Origin of the sequence: Nocardia sp. NBC_01329 (genome assembly GCF_035956715.1) — a bacterium.
Classification (GTDB): Bacteria; Actinomycetota; Actinomycetes; order Mycobacteriales; family Mycobacteriaceae; genus Nocardia.
This window is the reverse complement of the sequence record NZ_CP108381.1, coordinates 6,151,893-6,166,262: the sequence shown is the minus strand read 5'-3', so window position 1 is coordinate 6,166,262 and position 14,370 is coordinate 6,151,893. Positions and strand designations below refer to the sequence as shown.

Here is a 14,370-nt window from a genome sequence, read left to right as displayed (position 1 = left end):
TGTCAGGATGACCTCATGGTTTCCGCAGCTCCCGCTCCCGACGGCCGCCGCTACGTGCTCACCTTGGGCTGTCCCGACCGCCCGGGCATCATCGCCGCCATCACCTCGTTCATCGCCGAATTCGGGGGCTCCATCCTGGAGGCCGGTTACCACTCCGACCTCGAGACCGGCTGGTTCTTCACCCGGCAGTCCATCAAAGCCTCGACCGTGCCGTTCGGGGTGGAAGAGTTGCGCAGCCGATTCGAGGGGGTTGCCGCCGGTCTCGGCCCGGCGACCGAATGGCAGGTCCACGATTCGGGAGTGCGGCGCCGGGCGGTAGTGCTGGTGAGCAGAGAGGGACACTGCCTGCACGATCTGCTCGGCCGTGCCGGCTCCGGGGAACTTCCGGCCACCATCGAAGCTGTGATCGGTAATCATCTCGATCTGGCAGCGATCACCGAGGCGCACGGTATCCCGTTCCACCATGTTCCGTTCCCGAAGGACCCGTCCGAACGTGGGCCGGCCTTCGAACAGGTCCGTGAACTGGTGGATTCCCATGCTCCGGACGCGGTGGTGCTGGCCAGGTTCATGCAGGTACTACCCGAGCACCTGTGCGAGCACTGGGCCGGGCGGGCGATCAATATCCACCACAGCTTCCTGCCTTCGTTCGTCGGCGCCCGCCCTTATCACCAGGCATTCGTCCGCGGCGTCAAACTCATCGGCGCCACCTGCCACTACGTGACCGCCGAACTGGACGCGGGTCCGATCATCGAACAGGACGTGATCCGCGTCGACCATGCCGACAGCGTCACCGATATGGTCCGCGAGGGCCGCGATATCGAGCGGGTGGTGCTGGCGCGCGGCCTGCGCTGGCATCTGGAGAGCCGCGTGCTGGTGCACGGGCGGCGCACCGTCGTGTTCTCCTGAGCGCGGGTCAGCCCGTCGCTTCGGCCGGTTCACGCACCGAGGTGAGCACCTCGTCGAGGATTTCGTCGAACCTCTCGATTTCCTCCAGATTGCCCAGATGACCGGTGGGTAGCAGAACGAACTGCACCAGGCTGCCGGTCTCCCGGAGCCAGCAGGCGATCTGCTCGGCGTGCACCGCCGGCGTCATATCGTCGGCCGTCCCCGCCACCACCGTGGTCGGCACCACCAGTTGGCGCGCCGCGTCCCCGAGGTCCATCTCGGCGAGCAGCAACCCGAACTCCGAGCGGATCCGCGCCCGGCAGGAGCGCACGATGTTCATGCCGAACTCGATCGACTCCGGGTCGGCGTCCGGGCTCATGATCTGGCGGGCGAAGATCCACCGCACGGCAGCCACCGGCGGAAAGACGATCCGGGCACTCAGCCCGTTGCGGCCGAGCCAGGCCGGCAGCGGGACCATCCGGTTCAGTAGCGGCAGCGGCCGGTTGAAGAACGGCACCACAGTGGTCTCGGCGACCAGCGAATGCGGTCCGGTGTTGGCCAGCAGTACAGCCGCGGCCTGGTCGACGACCCGCTGCGGATACTTCCCGGCCCAGGCCTGCAGAGTCATCGCCCCGAGACTGTGACCGACCAGGACAGCCCGCTGACCCGGTCGCAGCACAGCGTCGAGTACAGAGCAGAGATCGTCGGCGAGCAGGTGACAGTCGAGCTGATCCGGGGTGCCGAACTCGCTCTCGCCGTGCCCGCGCAGATCGAAGGCGATGACCCGGTACTGCCCCGCGAAGGCATTGATCTGCGGGTTCCAATATTCGAGGCTGCAGGTCCAGCCGTGGATCAGTATCACCGGCCGGGCGTCCTCCGGCCCGTAAGCGTGGACCCGCAGCCGAGCCCCGTCCGCGGCGCGCACACCGATCACCTGATGTTCGGCCTGCGGCGGATTGAAGGCCGGATTGCGATAGCCGCCGCGGGTGCGCAGCCCCGCACGATGCACCTCGAACAGCCCGTCGAGCTGATCGACGAGGGCAGTCAGCGCTTTCGGCACAGTCGCACGCATCAACACACACTCCTTTGTGTTACCGAATGACACAGTAACGCGTGGAGTGGTAGCCCGCCAGCACGCACACCGGAATCGAGGCGATCTCACCGCGCCGACAGCTCGAACTCGCCGACCTTTCCCACAGGTCACAACAACGAAGGCGTCACAGAATCCGACACCCTCCCCGCACACCTATCTTCTGCTGCACCCGCGACCGCCACACCCCCGCCGGACCATCAACACAGACATCGCGCCGACTCTCACCGATCCCCCCTGAAAGCCGCCCCACCTGCGCCACTGTTTTACGACGGGTCAGGACCAAGCGCTGCGGGGCCACACCCATCCTCACCGCTTTACGAGGCCCACCAAGGTCGAGGACCGTCCCGCCCTTGGCCGAAGGTGCTCAGCAGGTCACATTCCGCGGATGGCCGACCGCACGTCGCATGCGCCGAAGGCGCCGCAAATAAACACAGCTACCAGCGGGGACCGCGTTGCACCTCGTCCACCTTCGGCCGCACATCGGCCAGGTAGATACCGGTCGCGATGATGGCGATGAACGCCAGCAGACCCAAGTTGAGGAAATTGACCAGGAGCAGCAGAATCGCCACCCCGAGGATGCCCAGCCAGATCGGTTTTGTCAGTTTGTCGACCGCGGTGAACGCATCGGAACGCTGGCGCACGGCATGCACCAGCGCAAAAACGGTCGCACTCGCCGCCAGCAGCCACAGCGCGGCCATGATCCACCCGGTCAAGCCATACACGTGTTCCACCCCACCATGATAGGAGCAGCGCCCCCACGCACTGCACGTGCACGGGGGCGCGGCGCCGGAATCAGCAGGTCACGCTTTCTTCGGCGCGGCCTTCTTGGCCGGAGCGGTCTTCTTGGCGGCCGGAGCCTTCTTGGCGGCGGGAGGCGTCTTCGTCGCGGGAGCCGGTTTCACCGGCGGCGCGGGCACAGGCTCGGGAGCCACCTCGGACACAGGCTCGGGAGCCACCTCGGACACGGGCTCGGGAGCCACCTTGGGCGCGACCTCGACCACTTCGGCTTCGACGACCTCCGGGGCGGCAGGGGCGGCGGCCGGGGTGCGCGCGGGGGGCTCGGATTCGGGCTCGGATTCGGGCTTCGCCCGGCCGATCAACCCGTTCACCCGGCCGAAAACTTCCTCGGCCCGGCTGCTGGCGTCCTTGTACAGGGTCTCCACCCGGCCGACCTGCTCCTCGACCAGATGGTTCGCACGCAGCCGCTCGACGGTCTCTTCACCGCGGACCGCGAGATCGGCGTAGATGTCGAGCACCTGACGGTAGTACTGCTCGGCGAGTTTGCGTAGTTCCTCGCTGGTGAACTTCTCCCGCAGTTCGGCCAGGTCCTCCGGCAGTTCGGAGGGCAGTTCGGACAACCGGGCGCGGATCTGCTCGAACTGGGTCTGCACATCGGCCGGCAGGCCCGCGAAGCGCTCACGAGCCTCGTCGACCCGGCCGTTGACATCGGTTGCCCGCCCACGTACCTGACTCACCGCGTCCACGACCGCGGTGTAGACCGCGTCGGTGGCGCCGACGGTGGCGAACAGTGGTTTGACGGTGGTGTACTTCTCGGTCATTTATCGTTCTCCTGGCGTGGAGCGTCGGTTGTCGGTTGTGGAACAACACTGTCCCGGGGGATAACAACACTGTCCCGGGGGATCGTTTCCTCCGGCCCGTTCTCCCGGCGGAACGATTCGTATATATCCAGGAGCACCTGCTTCTGCCGCTCGCTGATCGCGGAATCGGCAAGCACGGCATCCCGGACGGGACTGTGCGGCCGCTGCTCGAGGTAGCCGGCACGCACGTACAACACCTCCGAAGAAACCCGGAGCGCCTTGGCGATCTGTGTGAGTACTTCAGCGGAGGGATTACGCAACCCGCGCTCGATCTGACTGAGATACGGGTTGCTCACCCCTGCCAGCAGGGCGAGCTGACGCAACGAGACCTGTGCGGCTTCGCGCTGCGCTCTGATGAACCCTCCGATGTCCTGCGCCGCGTTGACCACGCGGGCTGCCTTGTCGCCGGCGCCGGCAGTCGCTGCCGGATCGTCGGTGCGCTGGGCGAAAACCTCGAGATGGTCGGCCATCACTCACCTTCTGGCGTTGTACGTACAACGTTAGGTCAGGGTGCTAGCAATTGCAAGCACCATGTTAGCAGTGTCTGATTGCGCCGCCTCCGGCGTCGCGGGGGTCGAGGCCCCTGGAAGTCCCGCCGTTCAGGCCTCGAGACTCGCGCTTCGCGCATGCGACGTGCGGTCGGCCATCCACGGAATGCGACCTGCTGAGCACCTCCGGCCAAGGGCGGGACGGGCCTCGACCTTTGTGGGCCTCGTAGAACTCGGCACCGGGGTGGGGCTGTATTCATGGACGCGGTTCGGAAGGCACGAACCCAGAGGTACACAGCCGGCCGCCGGCGAACGCCCACAGGCGCGCGCTGACCGCGGCGACCTCATCCCCCGAACATCAGCTGCGACACCGTGTAGATCACCAACCCCGCCAGGCTTCCGACCACGGTGCCGTTGATCCGGATGAACTGCAGGTCACGCCCCACTTGGATCTCGATCTTCTTACTGGCCTCCTCCGCATCCCAGCGGGCCACGGTATCGCTGACGATGGTGGCGATCTCGTCGGCGTAGTTGGCCGCCAGATAGCGGGCGCCGCGTTCGATCCAGCCGTCGACCTTGGCGCGGGTTTCGGTGTCGTCGCGCAAGCGTTCGCCCAGCTGCCGCACGTTCTCCGCGACCTTGCGCCGCAGGGTGCTGTTCGGGTCGTCGGCGGATTCCAGGATGAGTCGTTTGGCCGCCCGCCAGGTCGCCTCGGCCAGGCCGGTGATCTCCTCTCGACCCATGATCTCGGTTTTGATCCGTTCGGCCTTGGCGATCATCGTCTCGTCGTATTGCAGATCGTGGGCGAATTCCTCCAGGAAACGGTTGGCGGCCAGCCGGACCTCATGGTCGGGGGTGGAGCGCACCTTCCAGGTGAATTCGACCAGTTCCCGGTACACCTTCTCCGCCAGCAGGACGTTCACGAATTTCGGTGCCCACTGCGGCGCCTCACCGTTGACTATCCGGTCGATCGTCTCCTGGCTGCCCAGCGCCCACTGATGGGCCCGTTCGGCGAGCAGATCCAGCAGGGGCAGTTGCCGGTTGTCCGCCAGCAGTTCGGACAGGACGCGGCCGATCGGCGGACCCCACTGCGGTTCCGCGATTCGCTTCACGATGGTGTTGTCGATGATCTGTTCGACGTCCTCGTCGCGCAGCACCCCCACGACCGCGCGCAGGATCGTCGAACTCTCGTCGGCCACCCGGGCGGCGTTCCCGGGCCCGGCCATCCAGCGTCCGATCCGCCACGGGATCTGCGCGGAGTTCACCTTCGCCGTGACCACCTCGGGTGACAGGAAGTTGGTGCCCACGAAATCGCCCAGGCTGGCGCCGAGTTGATCCTTCTTCCGGCGGATGATCGCGGTATGCGGGATCGGCAGGCCGAGCGGATGCCGGAACAGTGCCGTCACCGCGAACCAGTCCGCCAGCGCGCCCACCATGCCGGCTTCCGAGGCCGCCCGCACATAGCCGACCCAGTCACCGGAGCCGCCGCGTGACTCCAGCCACCTGCACACCAGGTAGATGATCGTGGCGACGGCCAGCAGACCGGTGGCGACGGCCTTCATCCGCCGCAGGTCCCGTCGTTTTGCCGCATCGTCGGTGAGGGTGGCGAACACGCCCGGTGGTTCGGCCGGACCGCCGGGGGCGGATACCCCAGCGGCGGATTCGAGCACCGCGCTGCTACCGGTCGGTTTCTGCATAACCCCCATTCTGCTGTGTTTCCGGCGTCGCCTGCGGTGCCGACGCCTTCGCCGGGTGTGGGATCGGCCGCAGTGGCACCAAACGAACCACCCCGGCGGGGAGGGGGCCTAGAGTGGAACTCACGTGAACCGTCCGACCGAGGAGCCCACGCTGTCCACCGAAGACCTGCTCGATATCGGGAAATCCGCCGATCGATCGGCGCCGGTGCGTACCCCGCGGACCGATGGGCGTAAACGCCGCTGGCGACAGCACAAGATCGACCGCCGCGAGGAACTCGTCGACGGCACGCTCGCGGCGGTGCGGACTCGGGGCGGAAATGCCGGGATGGATGAGATCGCCGCCGAGATCGGCGTGTCCAAAACCGTCCTGTACCGCTATTTCTCCGATAAGAACGACCTGGTCAACGCGGCTATGCAGCGGTTCATCGAGATCACGCTGATGCCGCGCGTCTACGGCGCGATCAGCCTCGACGCCGACGAGTACCAACTGGTGCGGTCGGCGCTGGCCGAATACGTGGGCGCGGTCGACGAGGACCCCGAGGTCTACCGGTTCATCATGGGTACCGGTTCCGGCGACCCGTCCTCGCTGGCCGATTTCGAGCGGCTGTTCGCCGAGGTGGTCGCGGCCGTCATCACCGAACGCGGCAGCGCGCGCGGGATCGAGACCGAAGGCGTCATGCTGTGGTCGTATGTGCTGGTCGGCGGTATCCAACTCGCGACCCACTGGTGGACCACGCACAAGACTCTGCCCCGCGAAGAGGTCATCGATTACCTCACGATGATGGTGTGGAGTGCCATCGAGGGGATGGCCAGGGCCGGTGGTTCGCGCACCGAGTTCGCCGAACAGGAACATGTGCTCCCCCCGGTTTCCTCCGACGACCAGGCCGTCTGAGTCGGCGCGCGCACCGGGCTCGACATCCGGGCCCGTTTGGCTAGTCTGATTCCCGTGCGGTGACGAGGAACCGACGTGTTCTTCTGTCGTCGTAGGCGCGCGTCGGCACCAACGGAGGTACCTCGATGGCGAAACAAGTGCCGACATCGCGGCTGGCCCGCGGCACCAAACTGGGTGCCGTCGCGGCCGGCTCGGTGGTACGTAAACAACGTGCCCGGCTCTCGATGCGCGGGCGATCGGAGGCTGTACGCGCCCGGATGGCCGAGGAATCCATCCTTCGCAGTACCGAGCAACTGGTCATGGTGCTGGGCACCATGAAAGGCGTGGCCATGAAACTCGGCCAGATGATGTCGGTGCTGGATCTGGACCTGGTGCCGCCGGAGCATCGCGAGCGGTTCCAGAAGCGGCTCGCCGTGCTGCGTAACGCCGCGCCCTCGGTGTCCTTCGAAGCCATGCGCGCGGTGATCGAAGAAGACTACGGGCAGCCGTTGGAGGCGGTTTTCGCCGAGTTCGAGCCCGAGGCCATCGCGGCCGCCTCCATCGGCCAGGTCTATCTCGCCCGGCTACCCGACGGCCGGCAGGTCGCGGTGAAGGTTCAGTACCCGGGGATCGACGCGGCGGTCCGGGCCGATCTGAAGAATCTGAACATGTTCCGGCGGGTCCTGCAGTCGGCGATGCCGTGGGTGACCCCTGCGGTTCTCGACGAACTGCGGTTGAACATGGAAGCCGAGCTCGACTATCACATCGAGGCCGAGACCCAGCGCGATATCGCGGCGCTGTACGCCGATCATCCGTTCGTCGTCGTCCCGCGGGCGTTCCTCGAACACAGCACGCGCCGCGTCCTCGTCACCGAATATCTGCCGGGGACCGCCTTCGAGGACATCCGGCGGATGCCGCAGGCCGAACGCGACCGGGTCGGCGAGATCATCTATCGCTTCTATGTGGGGTCGCTGTTCAATTTCAACGAATTCTGCGGCGACCCGCACCCGGGCAATGTGCTGCTCGCCGAAGACGGCCGGGTCGGGTTTCTGGATTTCGGGCTGTTCAACCGGATGGATCCCGAACACGTCCGATTCGAGGCGATCTGCCTCTGCGCGGCGGCCGAGGATCGGGGCGAGGATCTGCGCGAACTGATGATCCAGCGCGGGGTCATCGATTCGGCGGACGAGATCGGAGTCGAGGAATGCCTGGAGTACGTGCTCTCGGCATCCGAATGGTGTCTGGTGGATCAGGAACTCACCATCACCCCGGAACTCGCGAGTGGCGCGTTCCTGCTGGCCGTGGACCCGCGATCCGGCGAGTTCTCCGGTATGAAGCAACAGAATCTGCCGCCGGAACATCTGTTCTCGCGGCGGGCCGATTTCCTGACCTTCGGCATGCTGGGTCAGCTCGAGGCGACCGCCAACTGGCATCGCATCGCCCGGGAATGGTTGTACGGCGAGGAACCGGACACCGAACTCGGCCGAGTCCATCGACAGTGGCTGGCGCAGCGCCGGCCGGCCAAGCGCGGCGCACGGCGCACGGGTTGACGCCGCCCCACCAACACACATTCAAGGGGTTCGATCCATGACGGACACACGCGAATTCGATCTCGTCGTATTCGGCGCCACCGGCTTCGTCGGCAAACTCACCGCCCAGTATCTGCTGGGCGCGGCGCCTACCGGAGCGCGGATCGCGCTCGCCGGACGCTCGGCGGAAAAACTCGCCGCCGTACGCGATGAGATCGGAGCCGCGGACTGGGGTCTGGTGGTGGCCGATTCCACCGACCAGGAGTCGATGGACGCCCTCGCGGCCCGGGCCACCGCCGTGATCACCACGGTCGGCCCGTATCTGCGCTACGGGATGCCGATGGTCGCCGCCTGCGCGAGGGCCGGGACCCACTACGCGGACCTCACCGGTGAACCGCTTTTCATCCGCGACGCCATCGACAACCACCACGACGAGGCCACGCGCACCGGCGCCAAGATCGTGAACTCGTGTGGTTACGATTCGGTCCCCTCGGATCTGAGCGTCTACCAGCTCTACCGGCGCACTGTGTCGGACAACTCCGGCGAACTCGGCGACACCACCCTCATCGCCACGCTGCGCGGCGGGGTCAGTGGTGGCACCATCGATTCCGGCCGCGCGATGATGGAGGCGGTCGCGGCCGACAAATCGAAAGGCGCGGTGCTGAGCCACCCGTATTCGCTGAGCCCGGACAAATCCTTGGACCCCGAGGTGGGCCGCCAGTCCGACCTCACCCTGCAACGCGCCCGCGATATCGATCCGAGCCTGGACGGCTGGGTCGGCACCTTCGTGATGGCCTCGCACAACACCAAGATCGTGCGTCGCAGCAACGGCCTGCTGGGCTGGGTGTACGGGAAGAACTTCCGCTACCGCGAAACCATGGGTGCCGGATCCTCACGGCTGGCGCCGGTGATCGCTGCGGGTATCTCGGGCGGTGTCGTCGCCGGTATGGCGGTCGGGGGTCTGCTGTCCCGGTTCGGTGCCGGTCGCGCGGTCCTCGACCGGATCCTGCCCGCGCCGGGCACCGGTCCCGGCGAATCGACCAGGGAGAGCGGATGGTTCCGGATGCGCACCTACACGCAGACCTCGTCGGGGGCTCGGTATCGCGCAGATTTCGCCGGTCTCGGCGATCCCGGGTACAAGGCCACCGCAGTCATGCTCGGTGAAAGCGGTCTCGCACTGGCCTTCGACGACAAACCCGAACTCGCCGGGGTCCTGACCCCCGCCGCGGCCATGGGCGATGCCCTGACCGAACGGCTGCGGGCAGCCGGGATGACCATCGATGTCGAGCCGCTGGGATGAATCTCGCTCGGCGCACCATGAACGCCCCCGCACTGGCAGCGGTCTACGAACGGGTCTGGCGGCCGACGGTGTTCTACCTGGCCACCGGCCGAACCACCGACGCCGACCGCCGTTTCGCGGTGGAATCGCTGCACCTCGACCGGTCGCCCCGCGTCCTGGACATCGCCTGCGGGCCCGGTAATTTCACCCGTTTCCTGAGCGAGCACGTACCGGCCGGCGGCTACGTCACGGGTATCGACTACTCGCCGCCCATGCTGGCGCGCGCTCTCGCCGACAACGCCGGACCGCGCACCGGATACATACGCGGAGATGCGCGACACCTGCCGTTCGCCGACGAAAGTTTCGACGCGGTCTGCTGTTTCGGTGCGCTGTATCTGATCCCCGATCCGCTCATCGCGGCCCGGGAGATGGTCCGGGTGCTGGCACCGGGCGGTCGTATCGCCATCACCACCAGTCATCGCCCGGACAATCCGATCGGCGAACTCACTCGGGTCACCGCCGCGGTGAGCGGGTTGCGGATGTTCGGCGGCCGTACCTTTCCGGAATTGTTCGCGGCGTCCGGACTGGTCGATATAGACCAGCGCGTTCACCGCTTCTTCCAGTATGTGACAGCCACCCGGCCCACCGCCGGAACGGCCGCGCGCGGCGCGGACCGTCCGGCGGCGTCCGGTCGTGGGGTCTGACGAATCCCGCGCCGCGAGCAGAATCGCCCGACCCGTTGTCACCCCTCGATCCGTTGCTGTCCGCGGTCTGCGGCGCGTGCGCCATTTCACAGGCGAATCCCTATGACCGGCAGGTTTTCCGATACCTTCACCGCTACTCGTCGGTAGAGTCACGGTGCGTACCCGCGGGCCGGAAGGGGGATTCCAGATGTCGGTGCCGGAGGTGGGTCAGAGCACAGCCCGCCGGCTGTACCGCGCGGCCACGGCCGGCGGAACGGATTCGTTCACCCTTGCCGAAGACGTCGCATTGCGCCTGGCCCATGCCTGCGACACCCTGGTCGCCGAACTGGAGGCCGCCCGGCTCGGGGGGCATCGGATCGCCGAAGCGGACGGCGCCACCGGATTCCCCGATCTGCCCACCGGTCACGCGCTCGCCGCTGGGTTCCGCGGCAAAGCAGGGCAATACCTGGAGACTCTCACCGCGCTGCAGGAAGCGGCACTGTGCTTCAAGGCGGCCTATCTCGCCGCCGCCGGCAAACTCACCGAAGCCGATCTCGCCAACCGCGCCGCCCTCGCGATGGTGGCGGCTCGTTCCGGCTCCGGCGACGATCGCCACGAACAGGACGACCATGGCTGAATCCGCCGGTACGGACCCGCCTTACGCACCCGAACGCGAATGTTTCGGCAGTTTCACCCATCAGGAGATCTGGGACCGGGTACACGAGGTACTCGATCCCGGTGCGCTCGGCGACACCGCCGCGGCGTGGAAGTCGAACGCGGACGCGGTGGCGGATGCCTTCGCCGCGTTCACCGATACCGCCCGCCGCGAATTCGATCGCTGGTCCGGCCATTCGGCGAACGCGGCACGGCAGGCGACCCTGGAATTCATCGTCCGCGGCAACGAAACCCATGAGGCGTGCCGGGCGCTACAGCGCCTCATGGAGAGCAATACCGAAGCGGCACAGACGCTCCGGTCGGCGCTGGCTCCACCGCAGCCCTATCGACCACTCGACGATCCGGCCACCGAGGCCGTGCACGGTGGCCGCCGCCGGATGGATCACGATATCGCCGCCGCCGCGGCCGCCGCCGATGCGCAGGACGCGATGACCACCATCTACAATCCCACCCTCCCGGCTTCCGGCGATTGCGTCCCCCGATTCCCCGGCACCGCCGCCGACGGGAGCCCACGCCGGTGAAATGGATTCTTACCCACGACGAATTCAGCTACGTCTGGGCCAATGAGACGAGCCTGGACCGCCGCCCCTATCCGGTGAATCTGGCCCCGGCGAGCACTGTGCGGACCGAATCCGAATTGGACGCCCTGCGATTACCACAGCGGTTCGCCAGACAGGCCGACCCAGATCTGGCAGCCGCGCTCATGCTCTGCGCCCGCCCGGACGCCACCTCGGTCACGATCTCCGGCGAACGCCCGGCACCCTCCCGCAACGGCGACCAGCCGCATACCGAACAGATCCTCGGCTTCGCCGCCGTCATCGATCATCACGCCGCCGTACTGCACGCCACGCCCACGAAGGTCATGGTCCATATGTGCCAAGCTCAGGATCTCGGGGGCCGGTTGGTGCAGCTGATCGGATCCGCCCGGCCCGGGACCCACGGCCCCTTCCACCAGCCCCAGGACGCGGTACTCACCGACGCCCCGATACCCACCGACGACGGCGCCGGCGATGCTGCCCGGTTTCGGGCGACCCTGCGCGAACCGGTCGACTCCCGAGGTTTCATCACCATCACGGTGGCCCCGGAGGATCCCATGTCACCGCCGACGTTGCACCGCAGCTGGCTCGATATCCGCGGCGACGGCCGCTACCTGCTGACCACCGCCGACGTCTTGGTCCTCGCCCCGGTCAGCGATTCCGATTTCGCCGACAACCTGCAGAACCTGGCCCGCATCCGCGGCAGCATGCCCGGATTGTGATAGGTCTGTCCGATGTCCGTGCACTGGAAGATCCCCGCGAGCCGGGCTCTGCGCGCCGACGGCCTGCGCGTCGCCGATATCGATACATCCGCCAAACCCGGGTTCCCCGGCCAAAAAAAGGACGGGGAACAACTGCTGAGCGAACGCAGCAAAGTTCTGGCCGGCCTGCAGGAGAAGCTGTACGCCAACGGGCGCTCCGGGGACAACCGCAGTGTCCTGCTGGTGCTGCAGGGGATGGATACCGCCGGGAAGGGCGGAATCGTACGTCACGTGATCGGTTCGGTGGATCCACAGGGTGTCGATCACGCCGCGTTCGGCGTCCCGACCGAGGAGGAGAAGCGGCATCACTTCCTGTGGCGTATCCGCAAGGAACTCCCGCGCAGCGGCCAGTTGGGCGTTTTCGACCGCTCACACTATGAAGACGTCCTGGTGGCGCGCGTCCACGAACTCGTGCCCGAGACCGTCTGGCAGCAGCGCTACACCGAGATCGACGATTTCGAAAAGGAGCTGACCGAATCCGGGACGACGCTAGTGAAGGTCGCGATGTTCGTATCGCTCGACGAACAGAAGAAAAGGTTGCGGGAGCGACTGGAACGACCGGACAAACACTGGAAGTTCAACCCCGGCGATATCGACGAGCGCGCCTACTGGCCCGCCTACCAGCAGGCCTACCAGGATCTGCTGGACCGCACCTCCACCGGCCACGCGCCCTGGTATGTATTGCCCGCCGACGCGAAGTGGTATTCGCGGCTGGCCGTGACCGAATTGCTGATCGAGGCGCTCGAGAAACTGGAGCTGACCTGGCCACCGGCGAATTTCGATCCGGCCGCCGAACTGCGCCGGCTGGACACGGCCTGACCGACGGAAACGGGTGAGTTATGGAAACTCTCAGCAAGCCGGACAATGATGGGACGGTGCGCCGGGAAACCCGGCGCTCCTCGGCGAACCTATGCGTGGCCGGGGCAGCGAGGCGAGGGAGAGGCGTGGTGAACGCACGGTGAGCAAAAACCCCGGTCGGCCGAATCCGGTGGCGGCGGCCGCGCGCGCGGACCGCAACCGCAAGATCGCGATACAGGTCGCAGTGGCGGCCGTGCTGGTGGTGCTGGTCGCGGCGATCGGGATCGGCCTGGCCGTACGCAACTCCGGTTCCGACGATGTGGGCCCCGTCCCGGCGGTCGCGACCGATAACGGCGCCATCCGGATCGGGCAGCCCGACGCGAAGGCGACCGTACGGATCGTCGCGGATATGCAGTGCCCGGTCTGCCAACAGTTCGAGGCCGACCACGCCGAACTACTGCGCGAATCGGTGGCCGACGGCACCGCGGCGGTCGAATACAACATCGTGGGCTATCTGGACCAGATGTCCAGCACCGAATACTCGACTCGGTCGGCCAATGCCTCCTACTGTGTAGCCGATACCGGGACCGATAAGTATCAGGACTGGCTGAGGCTCATGTTCCAGCAGCAGCCGCCCGAAGGCGGCGCCGGGCTGACCGACGAGCAACTCATCGCCATCGCGCAGCAGGCGGGCTATACCGACCCCACCATCGCCGACTGCATCACCGACCGCAAATACGATGGCTTCGTCGCGGCGAAATCCGAGGAATCACTGGCAGAAGGCATCGACGGAACCCCTACGGTGTTCGTCAATGGTGAGCCGGTGAAACTCACCGCCGACCCGAGCGGGCAGAAGTTCGATACCGCACCGCTGGCCGCCGCGATACAGGCGGCTGCGGGCCGGTGATCCGGACATCGCCGCCTGCCGCCTGGACGATGCTCCTGTGCGGGCTGGCCGGCTGGATCGCCGCGTTCGCCCTGCTGGTCGAAGATTTCAAACTGCTCAGCGAGCCCGGCTACGTACCGTCGTGCAGCTTGAACCCGGTATTGTCCTGCGGTTCGGTGATGGCCACCGACCAGGCGGCGGTGCTCGGATTCCCGAATCCGATCATCGGCCTGGCGGGGTTCTCGGTGGTGGTGACCCTCGGCGTCCTGTCGGTCGCGGGAGTGGGGCTGCCTCGATGGATCTGGACCGGCCTGTGGCTGGGGACGGCCGCGGGCACGCTGTTCATCTGCTGGCTGATCTTCCAGAGCCTGTACCGCATCAACGCGCTGTGCCCGTACTGCATGGTGGTCTGGGCGATCATCACACCGCTGCTCGCGGTCATCACCGAGCAGTTGTGGGGTAACGATCGGGGTGCGCTGCGAGTGGTCGCGGAATGGCGCTGGACTTTCGTCGCGGTGTTCTACGCGGTGGTGCTGGTGCTGGTGTTCCTGCGGTTCCAGGACTATTGGTTGTCGCTGTTCTGACCGCGGG

General features: G+C 66.6%; 16 protein-coding genes. 11 read left to right on the top strand and 5 right to left on the bottom strand.

Annotated features, from left to right (window positions below):
- Positions 1–15: 15 nt before the first annotated feature.
- Positions 16–906 carry a formyltetrahydrofolate deformylase gene (purU, locus tag OG405_RS28065; RefSeq protein WP_327149412.1) on the top strand — a complete coding sequence of 297 codons (891 nt, stop codon included), beginning with the start codon at positions 16–18 and terminating at the stop codon, positions 904–906.
- Between the two features lie 7 nt (positions 907–913).
- Here purU and OG405_RS28060 read toward each other — a convergent pair whose 3' ends face one another.
- The 5 genes from OG405_RS28060 to OG405_RS28040 form a co-directional block, all read right to left on the bottom strand.
- Positions 914–1,957 carry an alpha/beta fold hydrolase gene (locus OG405_RS28060; protein WP_327149411.1) on the bottom strand — a complete coding sequence of 348 codons (1,044 nt, stop codon included), beginning with the start codon at positions 1,955–1,957 and terminating at the stop codon, positions 914–916.
- A 455-nt stretch (positions 1,958–2,412) separates the two neighbouring features.
- Positions 2,413–2,676 (bottom strand): DUF2516 family protein, encoded by a 264-nt coding sequence (locus OG405_RS28055; protein WP_442790801.1) that lies wholly within the window; start codon positions 2,674–2,676, stop codon positions 2,413–2,415.
- Positions 2,677–2,778: 102 nt separating this feature from the next.
- Positions 2,779–3,537: a heparin-binding hemagglutinin gene (locus tag OG405_RS28050; RefSeq protein WP_327149409.1), complete on the bottom strand. Its 759-nt coding sequence runs from the start codon at positions 3,535–3,537 to the stop codon at positions 2,779–2,781.
- Positions 3,534–4,046 carry a helix-turn-helix domain-containing protein gene (locus OG405_RS28045; RefSeq protein WP_327149408.1) on the bottom strand — a complete coding sequence of 171 codons (513 nt, stop codon included), beginning with the start codon at positions 4,044–4,046 and terminating at the stop codon, positions 3,534–3,536. Before OG405_RS28045 ends, OG405_RS28050 begins: the two co-directional genes overlap by 4 nt.
- A gap of 362 nt (positions 4,047–4,408) precedes the next feature.
- Complete coding sequence (locus OG405_RS28040) at positions 4,409–5,770, bottom strand: DUF445 domain-containing protein (protein ID WP_442790626.1); 1,362 nt, start codon at positions 5,768–5,770, stop codon at positions 4,409–4,411.
- 196 nt (positions 5,771–5,966) lie between these two features.
- Between OG405_RS28040 and OG405_RS28035 the strand changes: the two genes are divergently transcribed.
- From OG405_RS28035 to OG405_RS27990, 10 genes are all read left to right on the top strand, one after another.
- Positions 5,967–6,653 carry a TetR/AcrR family transcriptional regulator gene (locus OG405_RS28035; protein ID WP_442790800.1) on the top strand — a complete coding sequence of 229 codons (687 nt, stop codon included), beginning with the start codon at positions 5,967–5,969 and terminating at the stop codon, positions 6,651–6,653.
- A 125-nt stretch (positions 6,654–6,778) separates the two neighbouring features.
- On the top strand, positions 6,779–8,182 hold the full coding sequence (locus tag OG405_RS28030) for an ABC1 kinase family protein (RefSeq protein ID WP_327149405.1): 1,404 nt from the start codon (positions 6,779–6,781) through the stop codon (positions 8,180–8,182).
- A gap of 37 nt (positions 8,183–8,219) precedes the next feature.
- The gene (locus OG405_RS28025) at positions 8,220–9,461 is read left to right on the top strand and encodes a saccharopine dehydrogenase family protein (RefSeq protein WP_327149404.1); all 1,242 of its coding nucleotides are present in this window, start codon (positions 8,220–8,222) and stop codon (positions 9,459–9,461) included.
- Positions 9,458–10,144 carry a class I SAM-dependent methyltransferase gene (locus OG405_RS28020; RefSeq protein WP_327149403.1) on the top strand — a complete coding sequence of 229 codons (687 nt, stop codon included), beginning with the start codon at positions 9,458–9,460 and terminating at the stop codon, positions 10,142–10,144. The genes OG405_RS28025 and OG405_RS28020 overlap by 4 nt, the downstream gene beginning before the upstream one ends.
- 187 nt (positions 10,145–10,331) lie before the next feature.
- Entirely contained in the window at positions 10,332–10,760 is a 429-nt protein-coding gene (locus OG405_RS28015) for a hypothetical protein (protein ID WP_327149402.1), read from the top strand.
- Positions 10,753–11,319: a hypothetical protein gene (locus OG405_RS28010; protein WP_327149401.1), complete on the top strand. Its 567-nt coding sequence runs from the start codon at positions 10,753–10,755 to the stop codon at positions 11,317–11,319. The genes OG405_RS28015 and OG405_RS28010 overlap by 8 nt, the downstream gene beginning before the upstream one ends.
- Positions 11,316–12,056, top strand: a complete 741-nt coding sequence (locus OG405_RS28005) for an ESX secretion-associated protein EspG (protein WP_327149400.1) — start codon at positions 11,316–11,318, stop codon at positions 12,054–12,056. Before OG405_RS28010 ends, OG405_RS28005 begins: the two co-directional genes overlap by 4 nt.
- 12 nt (positions 12,057–12,068) lie before the next feature.
- On the top strand, positions 12,069–12,914 hold the full coding sequence (locus tag OG405_RS28000; RefSeq protein WP_327149399.1) for a polyphosphate kinase 2 family protein: 846 nt from the start codon (positions 12,069–12,071) through the stop codon (positions 12,912–12,914).
- Positions 12,915–13,053: 139 nt separating this feature from the next.
- Entirely contained in the window at positions 13,054–13,800 is a 747-nt protein-coding gene (locus OG405_RS27995; protein WP_327149398.1) for a DsbA family protein, read from the top strand.
- 29 nt (positions 13,801–13,829) lie between these two features.
- The gene (locus OG405_RS27990; protein ID WP_442790799.1) at positions 13,830–14,363 is read left to right on the top strand and encodes a vitamin K epoxide reductase family protein; all 534 of its coding nucleotides are present in this window, start codon (positions 13,830–13,832) and stop codon (positions 14,361–14,363) included.
- Positions 14,364–14,370: the final 7 nt, after the last annotated feature.